Here is an 18239-nt window from a genome sequence, read left to right as displayed (position 1 = left end):
TCCAGGTTTTTTATGGGGGTGGCTATGCCAAGCTGGAACATTCATATCGCTCAGACGGAGCGTTTGCTGGATCGCACCAGTGTGCTTGCCGATAGTGTGCGCGACCGCAATGCCTTTTTGTTTGGCTGCGTGGTTCCGGATATCTTCGTGGGCTATATGGTTCCTGGCATTGCCGATCCCATTCCGTATAGCATTACACATTTTGCCAAGCCCGAGCCTATCCCCAAGCCGCGTGAGCAGGAGTTTTGGGACACTTATGTGGCGCCGCTGCTCAAGGGTATGCCGATAGGTGCGCCGGCTGCGGCGACGTCGATTGTCGAGGAACGCGAGCGACTGAACCGCGTGCACTATCCCCAGCGCTACAAGTATGCCGAGCCGGTTGCCGGTCCCGGCGCTAGTGAGTTCTCGCTTGCGTCCGAAGATGTGGCGCAGTCGCTGCTCGATTTAACGCTGGGCGTCTGGTCGCATCTGGTGGCCGACACGGTATGGAACACGCGTGTGAACCAGTATCTGGAGGCGCACGGCGGCAAGCCGTGTGAGGAGTTCCGCATTAAAAAGCAAGGCGACTTTGACTGGTTTGGCAAGACGCTGGGCATTGTTTCGATTCCGCGTGCGACCAATCGCCTGTATACCGCGGCGACGCGTTTTGGGCAGTATCCCATCCATAAGGAGTATGTGCTCAAGACTATCGGCGTCATGCACGAGATTGTACGCGAAAACCCCGGTGAGCCCGATCATCCGCCGTATCGCCTGCTAACCGAGGAATTTTTCGATGCAACGTTTACCGAGGTCATCGAGCTAACCGAGGCAGGCTTTGCCGAGCGCGTAGCCGCTCCCGGCACACCCGCACTGCCCCTGATTGCTAGCTGCTAGCTGGCCGGCCCGGTAGTGAACAGCTCGTCCCAATCGACAAATAGCTTTTGCCGCAGGGCATCTTCGGCGTCGCACTCCTGTTTGGTCTTTGGGGTGTAGGGAAGCCCAGCCTTTTTATGGATGAGCTCGGCTATGTGGTCGAAGCTCTTCTTATCCTTAATCTGGTCATAGGTAAGTTGGATGACGTCGTAGCCCATGCTTGTGAGTGCGGTGGCGCGCTCGGCATCGGAGAGGCTCGCGGCTTCGCTGTCATGAGCGGAGCGGCCTTGGCATTCCAGAATGACACCCATGCTGTCGGTGAAACTTTCGATGAGGATGTCGGCGTAACAGCAGGTTTTGTCATACAGCGAACGTGCGGCTTCGCTGAGCGGGATGCGCGCGTTATTGGTGATGTCTATGCCCAGGCCGCCTTCGTCGCGGGGGAGTGAGATGAGCATGGATGTTTGGACCTCGAAGGGTGAGGCAGTCTGTCCTGTCATGCGTTTGGCGGCCCAACGGAGTTGCTTGACGCCGCGCAGGCCTGCGGCCTGCTTGGCGAACGCGGCGATATCCGCCGCGCTGAGGAGCGGCGCGCGTTTCCACAAATTGGTGCCATTGCCCTTGGTGTCAACAACGCGCTCCCAGCCACAGTCGGGTGGAATGAGCTTAAGGGATATTGCCTCATCAAGTTGCTTTTGCGCACGCTCGCAGGGCGTAAATACTGCAAATGAGCTGCACATCTCATAACACGCCATGAGCAGCTGGTTGCGTGAGACCTGCGTAGCAAGGTTGAGCAGTGTGAACTCGGGCGATGTGACATCAAATCCATGTTCAGTTTGCCTAAACGACCCGGGAGGTGGTTCCTGGGTCAGCAGGCGGCTGCGAAAAAGCTTGCCGTTCGCGCGGCGACCCTTTTCGCCCACGAATCTCCAGACCGGCTTGTCGAGTAGATCCTCAAATACTGGCTGTTTTGAGTAATGCACCAAGCGATGGTCATGGTCGGGCGGCAGGATTGCCGGATAGAGTCCCAGTATCTGGGGCGGGATGCGATAGTACTGGAAAGCCGAGGGTCCGCAAGCGAGAAATGACATAGCAATCCGATCGTTTGAGCGTTGTTTGGGCTAGAAAGGCTATCGGTTTCGGAAGTGCGGGGAAAAAGAGAAGCAGGCAAAGCACAAGGAGTATTTGAGCCAACTTTATCAGGGGTTTTGTTGAAATAAAAGGGCTTGTGCTTGGGGGTGAGCAATTTTTCCCCGCACTTCCGAAAACATAGTCATTTTTGACCTTGCTAAAACGATTTAGCAGCGTCGGTTAAGGTGTGGGTTTGCCACCGGGCGAACACTTTTAGCGCTTGGGACTTTATTATTTGGGCCCTGAAGGGTGGATTTCGCGCTTTTGGTAAAGAAATGAGTGCGTGTTTTGCCGTGTGCAGGTATTGGCACACAGAAAAAGGGCCCGGAAGGCGAAGCCTTCCGGGCCCTTTGCAATGCAAATCTGCTTGCAAGTGCGATTTAGCGCACCTGAGCGACGTAAGCGACGTTGGTCGAGGAAACCTTGTCCTCGAGCTGGACGCTCATGCGGGGATCGCCGGCGGTGGCGACGGTCAGATCGCCGGCCTCGACGTAGCCGAGCTCCTTGGCGGTCTCGATCGCCTTGACGATCGTGCCGTTGACGGTGCCCTGGGTAATCTCTGCCTGGTGCGGGATGACGCCCCAGTACATGATCATCTGCTGGACGGCCCACTCGTGGCGGGAGAACGCGCAGATCGGCATGTTGGGACGGAAGTGTGAGATCAGGCGAGCGGTACGACCGGTGGTCGTCGGCACGGTGATGCACTTGGCGCCAACGGTGGTGGCCATGTTCACAGCGGACATACCCACAACGTTGTTGACGACGCGGGTGCCGTGAGCGTCAGCCGGAACCTCGAGCGGAGCGTGGGCCGGGAGGTACTTCTCGGTCTCGAGAGCGATGCTGGCCTGCATCTTAACGGCCTCGACCGGGTACTTACCGGCAGCGGACTCGCCGGACAGCATGACGGCGTCGGTGCCGTCGTAAATGGCGTTAGCAACGTCGGCAACCTCGGCGCGCGTCGGGCGCGGGTTCTGCTGCATGGAGTCGAGCATCTGCGTAGCGGTGATGACGGGCTTGTAGGCCGCGTTGCACTTGGCGATGATCTCCTTCTGGATGTGGGGAACGAGCTCGGGCTTGATCTCGATGCCCAGGTCGCCACGGGCGACCATGATGCCGTCGGAAGCCTCGAGGATCTCGTCGAAGTTCTCGACGCCAAGGGCGCACTCGATCTTCGGGAAGATCGTCACGTGCTCGCCACCGTTCTCGCGGCAAAGCTTGCGGATGCCACGGACGGACTCGCCGTCACGGATGAAGGAAGCGGCGATGTAGTCGATGTTCTCGGTCAGGCCAAAGAGGATGTCCTGACGATCGCGCTCGGTGATGGCGGGCAGCGAGATGTTGACGTTGGGCATGTTGACGCCCTTGCGCTCGCCGATCAGGCCGTCATTCTTGACGACGCAGGTCATGTCCTGGCCGTCGACGGACTCGACCTCGAGGGCAACCAGGCCGTCATCGATCAGGATGAGGGAGCCCTTCTCGACCTCGGAGGGCAGAGCCAGGTAGTCGAGGGAGATGTGCTCAGCGGTGCCGTGGAAATCCTCGGACGTGGGCTGAGCGGTGACGACGATCTTATCGCCGGTCTTGACGGCGACCTTCTTGCCGTCGACCAGAAGGCCGGTGCGGACCTCGGGGCCCTTGGTGTCGAGCAGGATGCCGACGGGCAAACCGAGCTCCTTGGAAATACGACGGACGCGCTCGATGCGACCGTGGTGCTCGTCGTAGGATCCGTGCGAGAAGTTGAAACGGGCGACGTTCATGCCCGCCTTGATCATCTCGCGGATGGTCTCGTCGCTATCGCAGGCGGGACCCATGGTGCATACAATCTTAGTGCGCTTGTACATTCAGACCTCCATCTGACATCGTCTTGCGCTGATAGATAAAGCATAAGAAATAAAACTGAGTTGATTATAACGAAATGACGACCGAATACCCCAAAAAATCGACCGTACGCCGATTTAGAAGTTCATTCTTTAGTCAAAAAAGACTAAAGAAAAACTTTTACCAAGCGGTCTTACCGCTGCTATCTGGGCGATATTTCAGTTTGCCGATGCGCTGAAGAAAAAACGTTTTATCAATCTCGAGCATCACACTGTCTGCACCGTTGCGCCTGTGCCGTGTTTCCAGATGGAATGTTTTGGCTAGACGCGTCGCTTTGGGGTACCATAGCTCCACTATCAACTGCCGCTCAGCACGGCAGCCTTGATGAGCCCTTGCCCTTCTCCTGGGAATTATGATCGGGCATCAATCTGCTGAGTGGCCCGAATCCCAGGAGGGGACTCTATATGCAAAAGGAATACCTGTCCGCCGCGGCGGAGGTGCTCAGCGACCAAGGTGTCGATGAGAACCTCGGCCTGAGCAACGGCGAGGCGTCGTCGCGTCTTGCCAAGACAGGCCCTAACAAGCTTGAGGAAGCCGAGAAAACGCCGCTTTGGAAGCGTTTCTTTGAGCAGATGGCCGACCCCATGGTCATCATGTTGATCGCGGCCGCGGTTATCAGCGCGCTCACGGGCATGGTCAAGGGCGAGCCCGACTTTGCTGATGTCGCCATCATCATGTTCGTCGTTATCGTCAACTCGGTGCTGGGCGTAGTCCAAGAGGCCAAGAGCGAGGAGGCCCTCGAAGCCCTGCAAGAGATGAGCGCGGCGCAGTCCAAGGTACTGCGCGACGGCAAGCTCGTGCACCTGCCGAGCGCCGAGCTCGTGCCCGGTGACGTGATCATGCTCGAGGCGGGCGACTCCGTCCCGGCCGACTGCCGCGTGCTCGAGAGCGCCACGATGAAGATCGAAGAGGCCGCACTCACCGGCGAGTCCGTGCCGGTCGAGAAGCACGCCAACGTGATCGAGCTTGCTGCGGGCACCGATGACGTGCCGCTCGGCGACCGCAAGAACATGTGCTACATGGGCTCCACCGTTGTGTACGGCCGTGGCCGCGCCGTCGTGGTCGGCACCGGTATGAACACCGAGATGGGCAAGATTGCCGGCGCCCTGGCCGAGGCTAAGGAAGAGCTCACGCCGCTGCAGGTGAAGCTCGCCGAGCTCAGCCGCATCCTTACCATCATGGTTATCGTCATCTGCGTCGTCATCTTTGGCGTCGATATCCTCCGCCACGGCGTGGGCAACGTCCTTACCGACCCGACCGCTTTGCTCGACACCTTTATGGTCGCCGTCTCGCTCGCCGTCGCTGCCATCCCCGAGGGCCTGGTCGCCGTTGTGACCATCGTGCTGTCGCTTGGCGTGACCAAGATGGCCAAGCGCCAGGCGATTATCCGCAAGCTTTCTGCCGTCGAGACCCTCGGCTGCACGCAGACCATCTGCTCCGACAAGACCGGTACCCTTACTCAAAACAAGATGACCGTCGTCAAGCACGAGCTTGCTGCGCCTAAGGAGAAGTTCCTGGCCGGTATGGCGCTGTGCTCCGATGCCCAGTGGGACGAGGATTTAGGCGAGGCCGTGGGCGAGCCGACCGAGTGCGCGCTTGTCAACGACGCCGGCAAAGCGGGCCTCACCGGCCTGACTGCCGAGCATCCGCGTGTGGGCGAGGCCCCGTTCGACTCGGGTCGTAAGATGATGTCCGTGGTCGTCGAGACCCTGGACGGCGAGTATGAGCAGTACACCAAGGGCGCGCCCGACGTGGTGATCGGCCTGTGCACCCACATCTACGAGGGCGATAAGGTCGTCCCCCTGACCGAGGAGCGTCGTGCCGAGCTCGTGGCGGCCAACAAAGCCATGGCCGACGAGGCCCTGCGCGTGCTGGCGCTGGCGAGCCGCACCTACACCGAGGTTCCCGCCGACTGCAGTCCCGCTGCGCTCGAGCATGACCTGGTCTTCTGCGGCCTGTCCGGCATGATTGACCCTGTCCGCCCCGAGGTCGCCGACGCCATCCGCGAGGCCCACGATGCCGGTATTCGCACCGTGATGATCACGGGCGACCATATCGATACCGCCGTGGCCATTGCCAAGCAGCTGGGAATCGTCACCGATCGCAGCCATGCCATCACCGGTGCCGACCTCGATCGCATGAGCGACGAGGAGCTCGACGCGCATATCGAGGACTACGGCGTGTACGCCCGCGTCCAGCCCGAGCACAAGACCCGTATCGTAGAGGCTTGGAAGTCGCGCGACCAGATCGTGGCCATGACGGGCGACGGCGTCAACGATGCCCCGTCCATCAAACGCGCCGACATCGGCGTTGGCATGGGCATCACCGGCACCGACGTTACCAAGAACGTTGCCGACATGGTGCTTGCCGACGACAACTTCGCCACCATCATCGGTGCCTGCGAAGAGGGCCGTCGTATCTACGACAACATCCGCAAGGTCATCCAGTTCCTGCTTTCGGCCAACCTTGCCGAGGTCTTCTCGGTGTTCATCGCCACGCTCATCGGCTTTACCATCTTTCAGCCGGTGCAGCTGCTGTGGGTGAACCTGGTCACCGACTGCTTCCCCGCGCTCGCGCTGGGCATGGAGGACGCCGAGGGCGACATCATGAAGCGCAAGCCGCGCAACGCCAAGGACGGCGTCTTTGCCGGACATATGGGTCTGGACTGCGTGGTCCAGGGCCTGATCATCACCGTGCTGGTGCTGGCGAGCTTCTTTGTGGGCGTGTACTTTGACATGGGCTACATCCACATCGCCGATATGATCGCCGGCGCCGCCGACGAAGAAGGCGTGATGATGGCCTTCATCACGCTCAACATGGTCGAGATCTTCCACTGCTTTAACATGCGCAGCCGTCGCACGTCGCTGTTTAAGATGAAGAAGCAGAACAAGTGGCTGTGGGCTTCGGCCGCGCTGGCGCTGGTGCTGACGGTGATCGTAACCGTGCAGCCGACGCTTGCCGAGATGTTCTTTGGCCCTGTGACGCTTGAGCTTAAGGGCGTTATCGCCGCGCTGTGCCTTGCCTTCCTGATCATTCCGCTGATGGAGATCTACAAGGCGATCATGCGCGCCGTGGAGAAGGAGTAGGTCGAAAGGCTATCCTTCCCACCGGCCCGACCGCCTGCGGGGTTTCCACGGGCACGTCCTCGCCGCTTTGCGGCTGCGGGATGTGCCCTTGGGAAACCCCTCCCGGCGGGCGGGCCTTCGGATAACCTCTCAGGACCATAAGCTGAGGGAAAGTTTGTGAGCTGGTCGGGCTTTGCCCGGCCAGCTCTTTTTGTTTTAAAATACCTGCTCAGTTGTGTGGTTTTGTGCTGGGAGGCATCTGTGGGCAAAGCTAAGGCTAAAGCGAAGAAAAAGACGACGGGGGCGCGGGCTAAGCGCGATCGTCGCCGCAAGCTCGCGACCGAGGCTCCCGCATCTGCTGAGGAGCTGCTGGCAAGCGTGCCGGGACTCGACGCGCTGCAGGACGTTCCGGCGTTTGATGACCTGCCGGTCGATGAAGCCCAGCAGACTGCCTTTGATGATTTCTGCGCACATGCCGAGGAGCCCGAGCAGATGCAGCTTGGCGCCGTGGTGCGCTTGGATCGCGGGTTTCCGCTGGTGGCTACTGCCGACGACACCTTTCGCGCCGAGCATGCCGTGGGGTTTGCCAAGTCGCGCGGCGAGGACGAGGTCCTGCTGCCTGCCGTGGGCGACCGTGTGGCGGTGCGCCGCGCTCCCGGGCACGATATGGGCGTGATTGAGTGCGTGCTGCCGCGCCATACGAGCTTTGAACGTTGGCGCGGCCGTGCCCGCGGAGAGCGCCAGGTGCTCTGCTCCAACGTGGATAGTGTGCTAATCGTGCAGGCGCTCGGTGCTGGCGAGGTGCTGCTCGACCGCGTGGCGCGCTCGCTGGTGTTGGCGCTCGACTGCGATGCCGAGCCGGTGGTGGTGCTCACCAAAGCTGACCGCTGCGATGCCGAGGAGCTCGAGCGCGATCTGGACCGCGTGCGCCGCCTGGTGGGTCCGGACGTGCGCGTGATCGTGACGTCCTCTGCCGAGGGCCGCGGCCTGGACGAGGTCCGTTCCTGCGTGCCCGCTGGGAGCTGCGCCATGATTCTGGGCGAGTCGGGTGCCGGCAAGTCGACGCTGCTCAATGCACTGCTGGGCCACGATACGTTGGCGACCGGCGGTGTGCGCGAACGCGACGATCAGGGCCGCCACACTACCGTTGCGCGCGTGATGGTGGCGCTGCCGGGCGACGCCGGCGTGATCGCCGATGCCCCGGGCCTGCGCAGCCTACCGCTCGTGGGTCACGAGCGGGGTCTGGCGCGCGCCTTCCCCGAGATTGTCGAGGCATCGCGAGCGTGCCGGTTTGGCGATTGCACACATACCCATGAGCCGGGTTGCGCCGTTCGCGAGGCCGAGGACGCCGGGCAGATCGACGGCCTGCGTCTGGAAACGTTCCAAAACCTGGCGTCATCCATGCGCGTGAGCGCTCAAATGCTCGATCCCGATGTCCATTTGTAATTGATTTTTCCTATGACAGCCGTCTCCCAACTGTTCGGGAGACGGCTTTTTTGCTGTGGAAAAGCCTCGAAACATGCAGTTTGCTGACGTGCTGACCAAAACCTTGCCACGAGCTTGACGGGCTGGTCAGTTTTTGGTCAGCGATTGGTTTGACATCGAAAACCAAGATCGCGATTGCGCCGCTTTGCACTCTGACCGCCCAGACAATGGTGGTACGGGCATTCGCCCGGCACTGCCATGAGAGGAGCGGCCGTGAACAAGAGCAAGCGCATCGCCATCAGTCTGGTCGCAGGCGTGCTCGCTGCTCTGCTCTGCATGGTTTACGGCTCGTCGATCCGCTCGCAAGCCGAACAGGTCCAGGCTGAGACCTTGGCCAAGTACGGGGGCGATCGCGTCGAGGTATGCGTTGCGGCGCGCGATATCGATGTGGGCGAGACCCTCGATGAGACCAATGTCATAACCCAGGAATGGCTGACGAGCCTGCTGCCGCGTGACGCAGCGACCGAGCTGCGCCAGGTGCGCGGCGACGTGACGACTTCGCGTATTCCCAAAAACGCCGTGATCTGCAATGTCTACACCAAGGCCGAGAGCCACAAGCTCGAGGTGCCTAAGGGCAAGGTCGCCGTTTCGGTGGCGGTCGATGCCGAGCACTCGGTCGGCGGCGCCACGGGCGTGGGCAGCTACGTGGATGTGTATGTGCAAAAAGACGGCGTAACCGATCGGCTGTGCGGCGCGTACGTGATCGATACCAGTGAGGATTCCGGTGCCACGCGCGAGGGCAAGATCGAATGGGTGACGCTGGCGGCTGACCCCGAAGACGTCAAGGAACTGCTGGGCGCCTCGGGCAAGGGAACGGTCAGCTTGACGATTCCCGCCACGGCTCGCGGCAAAAAGAGCGGAGGCGACGAGTGATGAAGGCGATCTGGCTTGCGTGCTGCGCGTGCGGCGATTACGGGCTGTTGCAGCGGGAAGTCGAGGGCCGTGATGCGGGTGCACAGGTGCTTCGCGTGGGTGACCTGGACGGGCTGGTTTCCATGGCGCGGGCGTTTCCGTCGCGCCGCGGGGCTGCCATCATCGCGGCGTCTCTGTTTGATACCGAAGATGTGCGCAAGACTGTTGCGCGCCTGACGGCCGAAGGTCGCGTGAGTCGCGTGGTCGTGTTGATAGAAGCGCTCGATCCGTCGGATATCGAGGGGCTGTTTCGCGCGGGGGCGACCGAGGTCATCGCTGCGCACAGTATATGTGGCAACGGGCGCGCGGGCGAGGGAGCGGTTGATTCCGATCGGCGCATGACGATTGAGCCCGATGCTTTTGTTGATAGGGAACCCGGGGCGCCTCGCGCTACAAGAGGCCCGCGTGTTGATGATTATGGAAAAGCGGAAGCCGAGCATGGTCGGCGCCCCCGGAACCCCCTTGTATACGATGACGCTGGAGGGCCGGCACAGCATGCTGGCGACTCCCCGGCTGTAGATATGGGATACGTGCACGGCGTGAATCTGGCGGATGAACTGGACGAAGTTGAGGGCTTTGCCGGGTGCGGCGAGTTGTCGCCGATGCAGCATGAGCAGATTGCACAGAACGAGCCTGCCTCGCAGACCGAACAAGCTGCCATGCCGGCTTGGACGCAGCGTGTGGTTGCGGCGGGGGAGACGGGGACGCTGTCACCGACGCCCGCCCCGCCGCTTCAGATGCCGCCGGCAGACGCCGCCGCTCCGCCGCATCGAGCTCCGGTCATCTGCGCCATTTCGGGTTCGGGCGGTTGCGGCAAGTCGACGATTGTTGCCACCATGGCACACACATCGTCGCTGTTGGGCTTGCGTGCCGCCGTGCTCGACCTGGACCTGATGTTTGGAAACCTTTACGACTTGTTAGGCGTCGATGCTCCGCGCGATATAGCGGCACTTATCGAGCCGTCGGCGGCGGGCGCGCTCGCCGAGCCGGATATCGTAGCCGCATCGATGCGCGTGGCGCCGGGCGTTACGCTCTGGGGTCCCGTCGCGGCGCCCGAGCAAGCCGAGCTCATGGCACGTCCGGTGGAGCTATTGCTTGATGTTCTGCGTCGCGAATCCGACGTGGTCTTTATCGATACCTCGGTCTTTTGGGGCGACGCCGTGGCGGCTGCGGTGGCGGCGAGCGACCGTTGTCTGGTCGTTGGCGATGCGGCGGTGTCGTCCGCGACATCGGCGTCGCGCGTCATTGAACTGGCAAGTCGAGTAGGTGTGCCGCGCACGCGCATGAGCGCTGTGTTCAACCGGTTCGGTGCGCGCGGGGCAGACGAGGACGTCGCCATGCGCTTTGAGATTGCCTGTGCGTTGAGCTCCAAGATTCGTATCGCCGATGGCGGACAGGATCTCGCCGCGCTCATGGCGTTTGGGCGCGCTGACGAGGCAGTGGGGCAGACCAGCGCTTTTGCGACCAGTGTGCGCGAGGCCACGCGCGAGATGCTCGTGGAACTGGGGTGCGCCGTCGGCCCTTGGAGCGATATGGTCGCCGACCGTGCAACACGCACCGAACGCCCGCGTATTCGCCTTCCCTGGTCGCGCGAGGGTGATCAGCGATGAGCCTGCAAACGAGGATTAAGGCTGCCGGCGCTGCAGCGACGGCAGCGCCTGTAGATGCAGGGCGTCGCCGCGCGGTGAAACGACGCACCAAGCGCGCCGTAATGGACCGCATGGGTTACGACGAAGTGGCGCGTATCAGCGCCTATATCGACCCGGCGCTTGCCCGCTCGGAATTGCGTCCCGCGGTGGAGGCGGCGCTCAATGTTGAGGAGCCGACCGATCTCGCGACGCCCGAGCGCGAGACCATCATCGACGAGATTTTGGATGATGTGGTGGGCTTGGGGCCGTTGCAGCCGCTCATCGAGGACGACACCGTTACCGAGATCATGATCAACGGCTGCCGCTCGGCTTTCTTTGAACGCGGCGGCGTTTTGTATCCCATCGAGCACGCGTTTGAGGACGACGAACAGATCCGTGTGCTAATCGACCGCATCATCTCGCCACTTGGCCGCCGTATCGACGAGCGCAGCCCCATTGTCAACGCCCGCCTCAAAACGGGCTATCGCGTCAACGCGGTGATTCCGCCTGTGGCGATTGACGGACCGATTCTCACCATCCGAAAGTTCTCGGACCGTATCTGCTCTCTGGACGAGCTCGTGGGGTTGGGATCGCTGCCGCTTTGGTATGCGCAGCTGCTGTCGTGCGCGGTGTCGCTGCGACAGGACCTGGCGGTTGCGGGGGGCACGGGATCTGGTAAGACCACCCTGCTCAACGCGTTGTCATGCGAGATTTCCACCGGCGAGCGCATCGTGACGATCGAGGACTCTGCCGAGCTCAAGTTTGCGCATCATCCGCACGTGGTGCGCCTAGAGGCGCGCGAGGCTTCAATTGAGGGTGAGGGCGCGGTGACGATCCGCGACCTGGTAACTAATGCCCTGCGCATGCGCCCCGACCGCATCGTGGTGGGCGAGGTGCGCGGTGCCGAGTGCTGCGACATGTTGCAGGCCATGAACACGGGCCACGACGGGTCGCTCACCACACTTCATGCGGGTTCAGAACAGGAGACCGTGGTGCGCCTGACGTTGCTTGCACGTTATGGCATCGATCTGCCGAGCGAGCTCATCGAGGAGCAGATTGCCATGGCGCTCGACGGCATCGTGATGTCCGAGCGCCACGCCGATGGCAGGCGCTTTGTGGCCTCATATTCGGGGGTTCGCCGCGGCGTGTCGGGCGGTGTTGAGCTCGAACGCTACGTGACTTTCGATGCCGCCGAGTGCACCTGGACGCTCGACCGCGAGCCGCCGTTTATCGCAGAAGGCCTGCGGTCGGGGACGCTTACACAAGAGGAGGTGGACGAATGGAGATCGCTATGCCCCTCGTCGTAGGGGGCTTGGCAGGGCTTTCTGTCGCGACGGCGTGTGGGGCAGAGCCTCGTGTGCCGCAGGTACCGCCGGCGGAGCTGGCACGTCAGGCGCTCGAGACGGTGGCAGAGAAGCTGCCGCGTGAGCTGGTGGAAAACGATCTGCTGAAAAAGATCGCCCGTTCGTGGGCATCGTTGGTCCCCACAGATCGCTTTGGGCTTGCTATTGAGGATAACGCGACTCGCCTGGCATTTCTGCTGCTATCGAGCGGTGTCTGCTGCGTTTTGCTAACGATGGTGTCGTTATCGCCCCTCGGATTTGCCTTGGGACTTGTTGCCCCGTTTGTCGTTGGCGCCGCCCGGGATGGCTTTGAGAGTCGGCGCGAGCAACACGATGTGGAGGAGGCCATGCCCGAGGCGTTTACCGCACTTTCCATGTCGCTTGCCTCGGGACATTCGCTGGCCCAGGGCATGCGCTTTGTGGGCGCTCATGCGCAAGAGCCGGTGCATACCGAGTTTTTGCGGGTGGCGGCGGCGATCGATTGCGGCATCTCGGCGACCGATGCGCTCGACGACCTGCTTGTCCGCATCGACGCCCCCGGGCTTTCGCTTGTCGCGTTGGCGCTCAAGGTGTCGCAGCGAACCGGTGCCCCGCTTGCCGACCTGCTGGCCGAGGCGTCGAGCATGGTGGGGGAGCGCATTGAGCTCAAGCGCCGCCTGGATGTCAAGACGTCGCAGGCCCGCATGTCGGCGCATATGGTCGCGGCGATGCCGGCGGGCATGTGCGCGGTGTTGGCGCTGCTTTCGGCAGATTTTCGTCGCGGTCTTGTGACGCCTGCCGGTGCGGGCGCTGTGGTGCTGGGTCTTGCCCTCAACGCCGTTGCCCTGGTGGTTATCCGGCGCATTATGAGGGTGGAGCTATGAGCGCCCTGGTTGCAGTTGCGGCTTGCCTGTGCGCTCTGAGTGTATTTGTCGCGACGGGTTTGGATCGGGCGGATGCACGCAAGATCGCAGGTACCTGCAAGCGCGAGGCAGTGCTGGTCGCTGCTGCGGGTCGCTCGGTGGCCGATGCCCTGACCGCGCGAGTGAAGGGCGCGGTTGGGGCGGGCGGCCCGGCGCGAGTGTCGCTCGGCGAAGTGTCCGAGATGATCGATGTTGTTCGCTTGGGTCTTTCGGCCGGTCTTTCGTTTGATGCGGCGCTTGAGATTTTCTGCGCCAACCGCCGGTCAGTGCTGGCTCTTCGCCTTGAGCGGGCCCGCATGGCGTGGCAGGTGGGCGTGGGCACGCGTGAGGACGAGTTGTTGGCCGCCGCGCGCGACCTGGACGTGCGAGCGCTCGAGACCTTTGCCATCACGGTGGGGCAGGCGCTCGCCCTGGGTGCCCCACTTGCCGAGACGCTGGCCGCTCAAAGTCGCGAGATCCGTGCAGCTCATCGCGCCGCGGTTGAGCGCGAGATCGAGCGTGCGCCCGTCAAGCTGCTGATTCCCACCGGCACGCTCATCTTGCCGGCGTTGCTTCTGTCCATATTGGGCCCGCTGCTGGGAGCAGGCGGGATGATGTAGGGAGGAATACATGAACACGATGGTCGAAGTTGCTGACAAGGCTTGGAACTGGGCTTTTTGCCGGGCGATCCGCGCTCGCCAGCATGCCAAGGAACTGTTGCAGGAGGAGAGCGCGCAGGGTACCACCGAGTACGCCATTTTGGTGGGCGTGCTTGTGGTGATCGCGATTATTGCCATCGTTGCATTTAAAGGCAAGGTTAAAGAGCTATGGGATGCGATCAGCGAGGGCATCAACAGCCTGTAGAGGGCGAGCGCCCCATCGGGGTGCTGCTGGTGTTTGCTTGCCTGATCGTGGCGATAGCGGCGGTGCTTTGGGGGCTTAACTCCGCGCGGCAGCAGCGTCCTGGGGCCGCCTTCGACTCGGGCTCAGATTCGGCGGTGGCGTCTCAAAAAGATGAGACGCGAGATGCGGACGATTCGGATGTCGCTGTCACGGCGCAAACCTTTCTGCGGACGCTCGACAAGCGGTCTGCCACTGCGACGGATTCGCCTGAGGGCAACGCGATTGCGGTCCGGCTTGCATGGTCCGAGGACCGACCGATGACCGAGGCAGCGGCGGATATGTTACGCGCCTACCGCGAGGTGCCAACGGCCCAGCTCGCCCTGAGCGGCTATCTCGATATTAAGGGCAACGTATGGGGCGCCATCGTGCGCGATGGACGCGGCTGGGTCGATATGGTGACGGTTGCTGCGGATGTCGGCGATGCTTCGTGCCGCCTGCGCGTGATCCGCCTGAGCCCGCAGGCATCGAACTCAAAGGAGGGGTCGTGAAATGCATGACGTCCTGCGCGAGGAATCTGCCCAGGCGACGGTCGAATACGCCATCGTCACGGTGGCGCTGCTTTCCATCGTGCTGGCGATCGCGGGACTTTGGCGTGCTGGCACCGATGGGCGCTTGGCGGCGCTGGTCGAGCGGGCGGCATCCCATGGCGTTGCCTCGACGTCGGTTATCGACGCCGCTGCGGGCGCTAAGGACATCGCGTTGTATTGATATCGCGCGTGAGGACCGGGCGCAGTCTACGGTCGAGGCCGCTTTTTTGCTGCCGACGTTTCTGACGCTCATCCTTCTCGCACTGCAACCGGTGTGCCTGCTCTATACGCGCGCGGTCATGGAGTCTGCCGCCGCCGAGACCGCGCGGCTCATGACCACGACGACGGCGGAGGACGATGATCTTAAGGAGTTCACCCGCCGCCGGCTTGCCGCAGTGCCCAACGTTTCGATCTTTCATGCCGGCGGGCCGTTGTCGTGGGATATCGAGCTTGGCCGGGCCGGTGCGGGTGGCGTCTCGTCCGTGTCCGTTTCCGGCGAGGTCAAGCCGTTGCCTGTGATCGGTGCGTTTGCGCAGGCTATGGGTGGTACCGCCGAGGGCGACTACGTTGAGCTCAAGGTCAATGTCTCGTATCAATCGCGTCCCGAATGGCTGGAGGGAGATTATGATTCGTGGATTGCTGCATGGGATTAAGCGTTTCTGGTCTAGGCGCGTTTTGACGCGCCGTCCGAGCTGCCATCGCAAACGAGGAGGCTTTATGGGTCGAGCCGGTATCGACCTGTTTATCGAAGACGGTGCCTACACCACGCTTTCCTCTGCCGTGGTCATCCTAGTGGTGCTTACGTTGTTGTTTTCGTCAACCGCGGCGATATGGAGCATGTCGCGTGCCGGGGATACCCAGGTGGCGGCCGATAGCGGCGCGCTGGCGGGTGCCAACGTAGTGTCGTCCTATCACACGGCTGCCACGGTGGTTGATGCGAGCATCTTGAGTCTGGGGCTGGCGGGGTTTGCCACGATCGGGACGGGCCTGGTCGCCATCCTCATCCCGGGTGCCGAGCCGGTTGCCGGCAATATGGTCGACACCGGGATTGGGATCATTAAAACGCGCAACAAGTTTGCCAAAAGCGCATCGGAAGGCTTACAGAAAATCGAGACGGCTCTGCCGTATCTGGTTGCCGCGCGAGCTACACAGGCGGTGTCGGCGCAGGATACCGATAGCGTGAGCTATACCGGTACGGCGCTTGCCGTGCCCAGGACGTCCGAGTCCGATTTCGTTGCGCTCGAGGGGTCCGAGATCTCGCCCGATGCTATTAAAGACACGTCAGATGATTTAGAGCTCGCAGCCAAAAAGTTGAAGGAGGCTTCTGAGGATACGGCGAAAGCAAAAGAGCGCGCCTGGCTTGCGGACTGCGGCGGGTCGGACAAGGGCACGATTGGTAGCCGTTCGTGCATGTGGGAGCGCGCGAAGAAGCTGGCGTCGCTGCCGGGCGAGCTCAACCCACATTACGCATCGAGCGTCACGTGGGAGCCCCAGGTGGCGCTTGACCGAGCGAGAACATATTACCGTCAGCGCCTGGCTAACGAAAAGCCGCTTGGAAGCGGTGTCGAGATGCAGGCGGAGTCTGCCGCTCGAAAGGCGTTCTATCGGTATGCCGGTGAAGAGCTCGGGCGTGCCTCCATCGTGGACGACGGCACGAGCGTCGTCGCGGACCTGCCGCTGCTGCCGCGCAATGCGGACGAGGTCAGGGCGAGCGATCTTTATACCGATGCCGCGTGGCCGACGAGCAGCAATGACGGCAAGACGTACATCCATTATGGAACTGGCTGCCCAAACTATAAAAAGGGAGCGCCGGGAGGACTGTCATCGGTTGCTGACTTTGACGGGAGAGAAGCATGCGACCGCTGCCATTTTGGAGTCAAGACACTGGGTGCCGTCGCCGCTCCTTCTACATCGATCGAAAACGGCTTCGAGTATCACTTTGACAAGTTCAAAGACGCCATGGAAGACTACGCCGAATGCCGCAACAAAGAGCTTGAGCTCGAGCGACAGACCGAAGGCGAGGCAGATCGCGCGGGAAGCGCATTCGATCAGGCCATTCAAGCGCTTTCGGGTGAGCGTCCGCGTATCGCGCCGCCCGGTCGCAACGGCGTGGTCGCCCTTGCGGTTTCGGGCGATATGACCAGCCCCGATCAACTTAACTCCTCGTTTAACACGGCGGTTGAGCTTGGCAGTCGCGGTGCCATCTCTGCCGCGGTGCTGGCGCCCGATGAGGCGACGGCGCAAAACAACGTGCTTTCGCGATTTTTCTCGACATTGAAGGAACACTCGGGCGGCGTTGCCGGCGTGCTCGACGGCGTCATGGATGTTTGGGGACGGCTGCTCGTAGGATACGGTGATATCCAAGGTTCGGCCGACGAACTTATGGACGAGATGATTAAAGACCTAGGAGGGGGCGGCGGCGCGTTGGGCTCCATCGCATCGTGGCTCGGCGATACCGTTTCGGCGTCCGTGGCGGCGCTGGGTTTGGAACCGTGCGACTTGCGCCTGCGAAAGCCGGTGCTGACCGATTCCGCCAACGTCATTAAGAGTCCGGGGTCTGACATTGCTGGTTTCTCTCAAGCGCAAGACAAGCTGCGAGGTATTCCGTTGGGCGTGACCGATCCCAAGGCGCTTTGCGAGGCGTTGGAATATCAAGTCGAACGCACCATTGGCGGTACGGTGTTCACGCTTGCGGAGATTCCTCTGCCCGGCGGCGGCTCCATCCCACTCACCGTCGATGTCGCCACGCTGGTTGGCGCTCTGGGCGGTGGGTCGTAATGAGTATCCGCATGCGTCTGCGCGAGGAGCGCGCCCAAGCGACGGTGGAGATGGCAGTGGTTACGCCCGTTTTGCTGGTGCTGGCACTCATCGTGTACAACGTCATGATCTTTGCCAGCGCTGTCGCGCGCTTCGACCGCGTGGTGCCCGACATCGTGTTGGCGCACGCCGTGGCGTCGGAGGGGGAGGGCGGCGAAAGCTCTGCCGATGCCTCGGCGACGGTTCAGACTCAAATTCTGAATGCCATGGAAGGCTATGACTTGCAGATCGAAGTGTCGAGCGAGCAAGGCGCGGAGGCATCGGATGGTGGCCTGCTCTCCCTATCCGGTACGTTTAGGACCTACACCTGCACCATGCACTATGAGCCGTGGCCGACTTCTCTCAGCATCGCTGGCGTTCCGCTGGGGGCGCCGACAACGTTGTCGCACGAGCGCGCGGTGACGGTCGATCCATGGCGTCCGGGGGTGGTTATGTGACCGCGGTCTCGTCCTACATCGCTTACGCGCGGGCACTCAACAGGCTGGGTTGGACGCCGGCCGAGTTTGCGGTGGCGGAGTCGTTCGTCGTGCGCCTGCTCGGCATGCTGGGACGGCGTCCGGTTGCCGCCAACGGCCTGCCGCTCGTCATGGCGTTTCCACACTGTTCCTCGGTCCACACGTGTTTTATGGCCTATCCCATCGATATCGCCTTTATCGACCGCAACGGCAACATCCTCGCACGCTATGAAAACGTCCGTCCGTGGCGCATGTGCTCTCACCCGTGCGCCTGGGCCGTACTGGAACGTCCCTCAATCCTCGCCTCGCTCCCTGCCCTCCAACAAGTGCCGGCGTAAGAATTGGCGATAGCGGACTTTCGT

General features: G+C 62.0%; 17 protein-coding genes. 15 read left to right on the top strand and 2 right to left on the bottom strand.

The features are described from left to right. Positions 1 to 24 precede the first annotated feature (24 nt). Positions 25 to 873, top strand: coding sequence for a hypothetical protein (locus DXD49_RS01430; protein ID WP_117763563.1), 849 nt, complete (start codon positions 25 to 27; stop codon positions 871 to 873). On the opposite strand, the gene DXD49_RS01425 is transcribed toward DXD49_RS01430, so the two are convergent. Together DXD49_RS01425 and pyk are read right to left on the bottom strand one after the other, a co-directional pair. Further along, positions 870 to 1943 carry a hypothetical protein gene (locus DXD49_RS01425; protein WP_117743144.1) on the bottom strand — a complete coding sequence of 358 codons (1074 nt, stop codon included), beginning with the start codon at positions 1941 to 1943 and terminating at the stop codon, positions 870 to 872. The genes DXD49_RS01430 and DXD49_RS01425 overlap by 4 nt on opposite strands. Positions 1944 to 2363: 420 nt before the next feature. Next, entirely contained in the window at positions 2364 to 3824 is a 1461-nt protein-coding gene (gene pyk / locus DXD49_RS01420; protein ID WP_089572705.1) for a pyruvate kinase, read from the bottom strand. A 441-nt stretch (positions 3825 to 4265) separates the two neighbouring features. Here pyk and DXD49_RS01415 point away from each other — a divergent pair, with 441 nt between their 5' ends. The 14 genes from DXD49_RS01415 to DXD49_RS01350 all read left to right on the top strand — a co-directional run bounded on the left by DXD49_RS01415 (position 4266) and on the right by DXD49_RS01350 (position 18215). Further along, positions 4266 to 6947, top strand: a complete 2682-nt coding sequence (locus DXD49_RS01415) for a cation-translocating P-type ATPase (protein WP_117763564.1) — start codon at positions 4266 to 4268, stop codon at positions 6945 to 6947. 471 nt (positions 6948 to 7418) lie between these two features. Next, positions 7419 to 8372: a ribosome small subunit-dependent GTPase A gene (gene rsgA, locus DXD49_RS01410; RefSeq protein ID WP_199568413.1), complete on the top strand. Its 954-nt coding sequence runs from the start codon at positions 7419 to 7421 to the stop codon at positions 8370 to 8372. 252 nt (positions 8373 to 8624) lie between these two features. Then, complete coding sequence (gene cpaB, locus DXD49_RS01405) at positions 8625 to 9284, top strand: Flp pilus assembly protein CpaB (protein WP_022094089.1); 660 nt, start codon at positions 8625 to 8627, stop codon at positions 9282 to 9284. Next, complete coding sequence (locus tag DXD49_RS01400; protein WP_117763565.1) at positions 9284 to 10933, top strand: P-loop NTPase; 1650 nt, start codon at positions 9284 to 9286, stop codon at positions 10931 to 10933. The genes cpaB and DXD49_RS01400 overlap by 1 nt, the downstream gene beginning before the upstream one ends. Beyond that, the gene (locus DXD49_RS01395; RefSeq protein WP_117763566.1) at positions 10930 to 12258 is read left to right on the top strand and encodes a CpaF family protein; all 1329 of its coding nucleotides are present in this window, start codon (positions 10930 to 10932) and stop codon (positions 12256 to 12258) included. The genes DXD49_RS01400 and DXD49_RS01395 overlap by 4 nt, the downstream gene beginning before the upstream one ends. After that, complete coding sequence (locus DXD49_RS01390; protein ID WP_117794010.1) at positions 12231 to 13157, top strand: type II secretion system F family protein; 927 nt, start codon at positions 12231 to 12233, stop codon at positions 13155 to 13157. The genes DXD49_RS01395 and DXD49_RS01390 overlap by 28 nt, the downstream gene beginning before the upstream one ends. Further along, a complete protein-coding gene (locus DXD49_RS01385; RefSeq protein ID WP_117734714.1) occupies positions 13154 to 13795 on the top strand; it encodes a type II secretion system F family protein in 642 nt (213 codons plus the stop codon). Before DXD49_RS01390 ends, DXD49_RS01385 begins: the two co-directional genes overlap by 4 nt. Positions 13796 to 13805: 10 nt before the next feature. After that, the gene (locus DXD49_RS01380) at positions 13806 to 14039 is read left to right on the top strand and encodes a hypothetical protein (protein WP_117734713.1); all 234 of its coding nucleotides are present in this window, start codon (positions 13806 to 13808) and stop codon (positions 14037 to 14039) included. Between the two features lie 296 nt (positions 14040 to 14335). Then, positions 14336 to 14566 carry a hypothetical protein gene (locus DXD49_RS01375; RefSeq protein WP_117734712.1) on the top strand — a complete coding sequence of 77 codons (231 nt, stop codon included), beginning with the start codon at positions 14336 to 14338 and terminating at the stop codon, positions 14564 to 14566. Between the two features lies 1 nt (position 14567). Then, the gene (locus tag DXD49_RS01370; RefSeq protein ID WP_117734711.1) at positions 14568 to 14786 is read left to right on the top strand and encodes a hypothetical protein; all 219 of its coding nucleotides are present in this window, start codon (positions 14568 to 14570) and stop codon (positions 14784 to 14786) included. Continuing rightward, positions 14722 to 15258, top strand: a complete 537-nt coding sequence (locus DXD49_RS01365; protein ID WP_117734710.1) for a TadE/TadG family type IV pilus assembly protein — start codon at positions 14722 to 14724, stop codon at positions 15256 to 15258. The genes DXD49_RS01370 and DXD49_RS01365 overlap by 65 nt, the downstream gene beginning before the upstream one ends. 64 nt (positions 15259 to 15322) lie before the next feature. Continuing rightward, positions 15323 to 17383 (top strand): hypothetical protein, encoded by a 2061-nt coding sequence (locus DXD49_RS01360; RefSeq protein WP_117794009.1) that lies wholly within the window; start codon positions 15323 to 15325, stop codon positions 17381 to 17383. Further along, the gene (locus DXD49_RS01355) at positions 17383 to 17859 is read left to right on the top strand and encodes a TadE/TadG family type IV pilus assembly protein (protein WP_117734708.1); all 477 of its coding nucleotides are present in this window, start codon (positions 17383 to 17385) and stop codon (positions 17857 to 17859) included. Before DXD49_RS01360 ends, DXD49_RS01355 begins: the two co-directional genes overlap by 1 nt. Continuing rightward, positions 17856 to 18215: a DUF192 domain-containing protein gene (locus DXD49_RS01350; RefSeq protein WP_233502120.1), complete on the top strand. Its 360-nt coding sequence runs from the start codon at positions 17856 to 17858 to the stop codon at positions 18213 to 18215. Before DXD49_RS01355 ends, DXD49_RS01350 begins: the two co-directional genes overlap by 4 nt. Positions 18216 to 18239 lie beyond the last annotated feature (24 nt).

Source organism: Collinsella sp. TM05-38, assembly GCF_003466445.1.
In the GTDB taxonomy this organism is placed as follows: domain Bacteria; phylum Actinomycetota; class Coriobacteriia; order Coriobacteriales; family Coriobacteriaceae; genus Collinsella.
Note: the sequence above shows the minus strand (reverse complement) of the source record. Positions and strands in the feature narration are given on the sequence as shown.

Excerpts from the sequence above, each read along its gene's own strand:
- DXD49_RS01390 (WP_117794010.1), top strand. The coding sequence starts at position 12,231 with ATGGAGATCGCTATGCCCCTCGTCGTAGGGGGCTTGGCAGGGCTTTCT.
- DXD49_RS01425 (WP_117743144.1), bottom strand. The coding sequence starts at position 1,943 with ATGTCATTTCTCGCTTGCGGACCCTCGGCTTTCCAGTACTATCGCATC.
- pyk (WP_089572705.1), bottom strand. The coding sequence starts at position 3,824 with ATGTACAAGCGCACTAAGATTGTATGCACCATGGGTCCCGCCTGCGAT.
- DXD49_RS01430 (WP_117763563.1), top strand. The coding sequence starts at position 25 with ATGCCAAGCTGGAACATTCATATCGCTCAGACGGAGCGTTTGCTGGAT.
- rsgA (WP_199568413.1), top strand. The coding sequence starts at position 7,419 with ATGCAGCTTGGCGCCGTGGTGCGCTTGGATCGCGGGTTTCCGCTGGTG.
- DXD49_RS01415 (WP_117763564.1), top strand. The coding sequence starts at position 4,266 with ATGCAAAAGGAATACCTGTCCGCCGCGGCGGAGGTGCTCAGCGACCAA.
- DXD49_RS01375 (WP_117734712.1), top strand. The coding sequence starts at position 14,336 with ATGACCGAGGCAGCGGCGGATATGTTACGCGCCTACCGCGAGGTGCCA.
- DXD49_RS01395 (WP_117763566.1), top strand. The coding sequence starts at position 10,930 with ATGAGCCTGCAAACGAGGATTAAGGCTGCCGGCGCTGCAGCGACGGCA.
- DXD49_RS01365 (WP_117734710.1), top strand. The coding sequence starts at position 14,722 with ATGGCGTTGCCTCGACGTCGGTTATCGACGCCGCTGCGGGCGCTAAGG.
- DXD49_RS01370 (WP_117734711.1), top strand. The coding sequence starts at position 14,568 with ATGCATGACGTCCTGCGCGAGGAATCTGCCCAGGCGACGGTCGAATAC.
- DXD49_RS01400 (WP_117763565.1), top strand. The coding sequence starts at position 9,284 with ATGAAGGCGATCTGGCTTGCGTGCTGCGCGTGCGGCGATTACGGGCTG.
- DXD49_RS01360 (WP_117794009.1), top strand. The coding sequence starts at position 15,323 with ATGGGTCGAGCCGGTATCGACCTGTTTATCGAAGACGGTGCCTACACC.
- DXD49_RS01385 (WP_117734714.1), top strand. The coding sequence starts at position 13,154 with ATGAGCGCCCTGGTTGCAGTTGCGGCTTGCCTGTGCGCTCTGAGTGTA.
- DXD49_RS01355 (WP_117734708.1), top strand. The coding sequence starts at position 17,383 with ATGAGTATCCGCATGCGTCTGCGCGAGGAGCGCGCCCAAGCGACGGTG.
- DXD49_RS01380 (WP_117734713.1), top strand. The coding sequence starts at position 13,806 with ATGAACACGATGGTCGAAGTTGCTGACAAGGCTTGGAACTGGGCTTTT.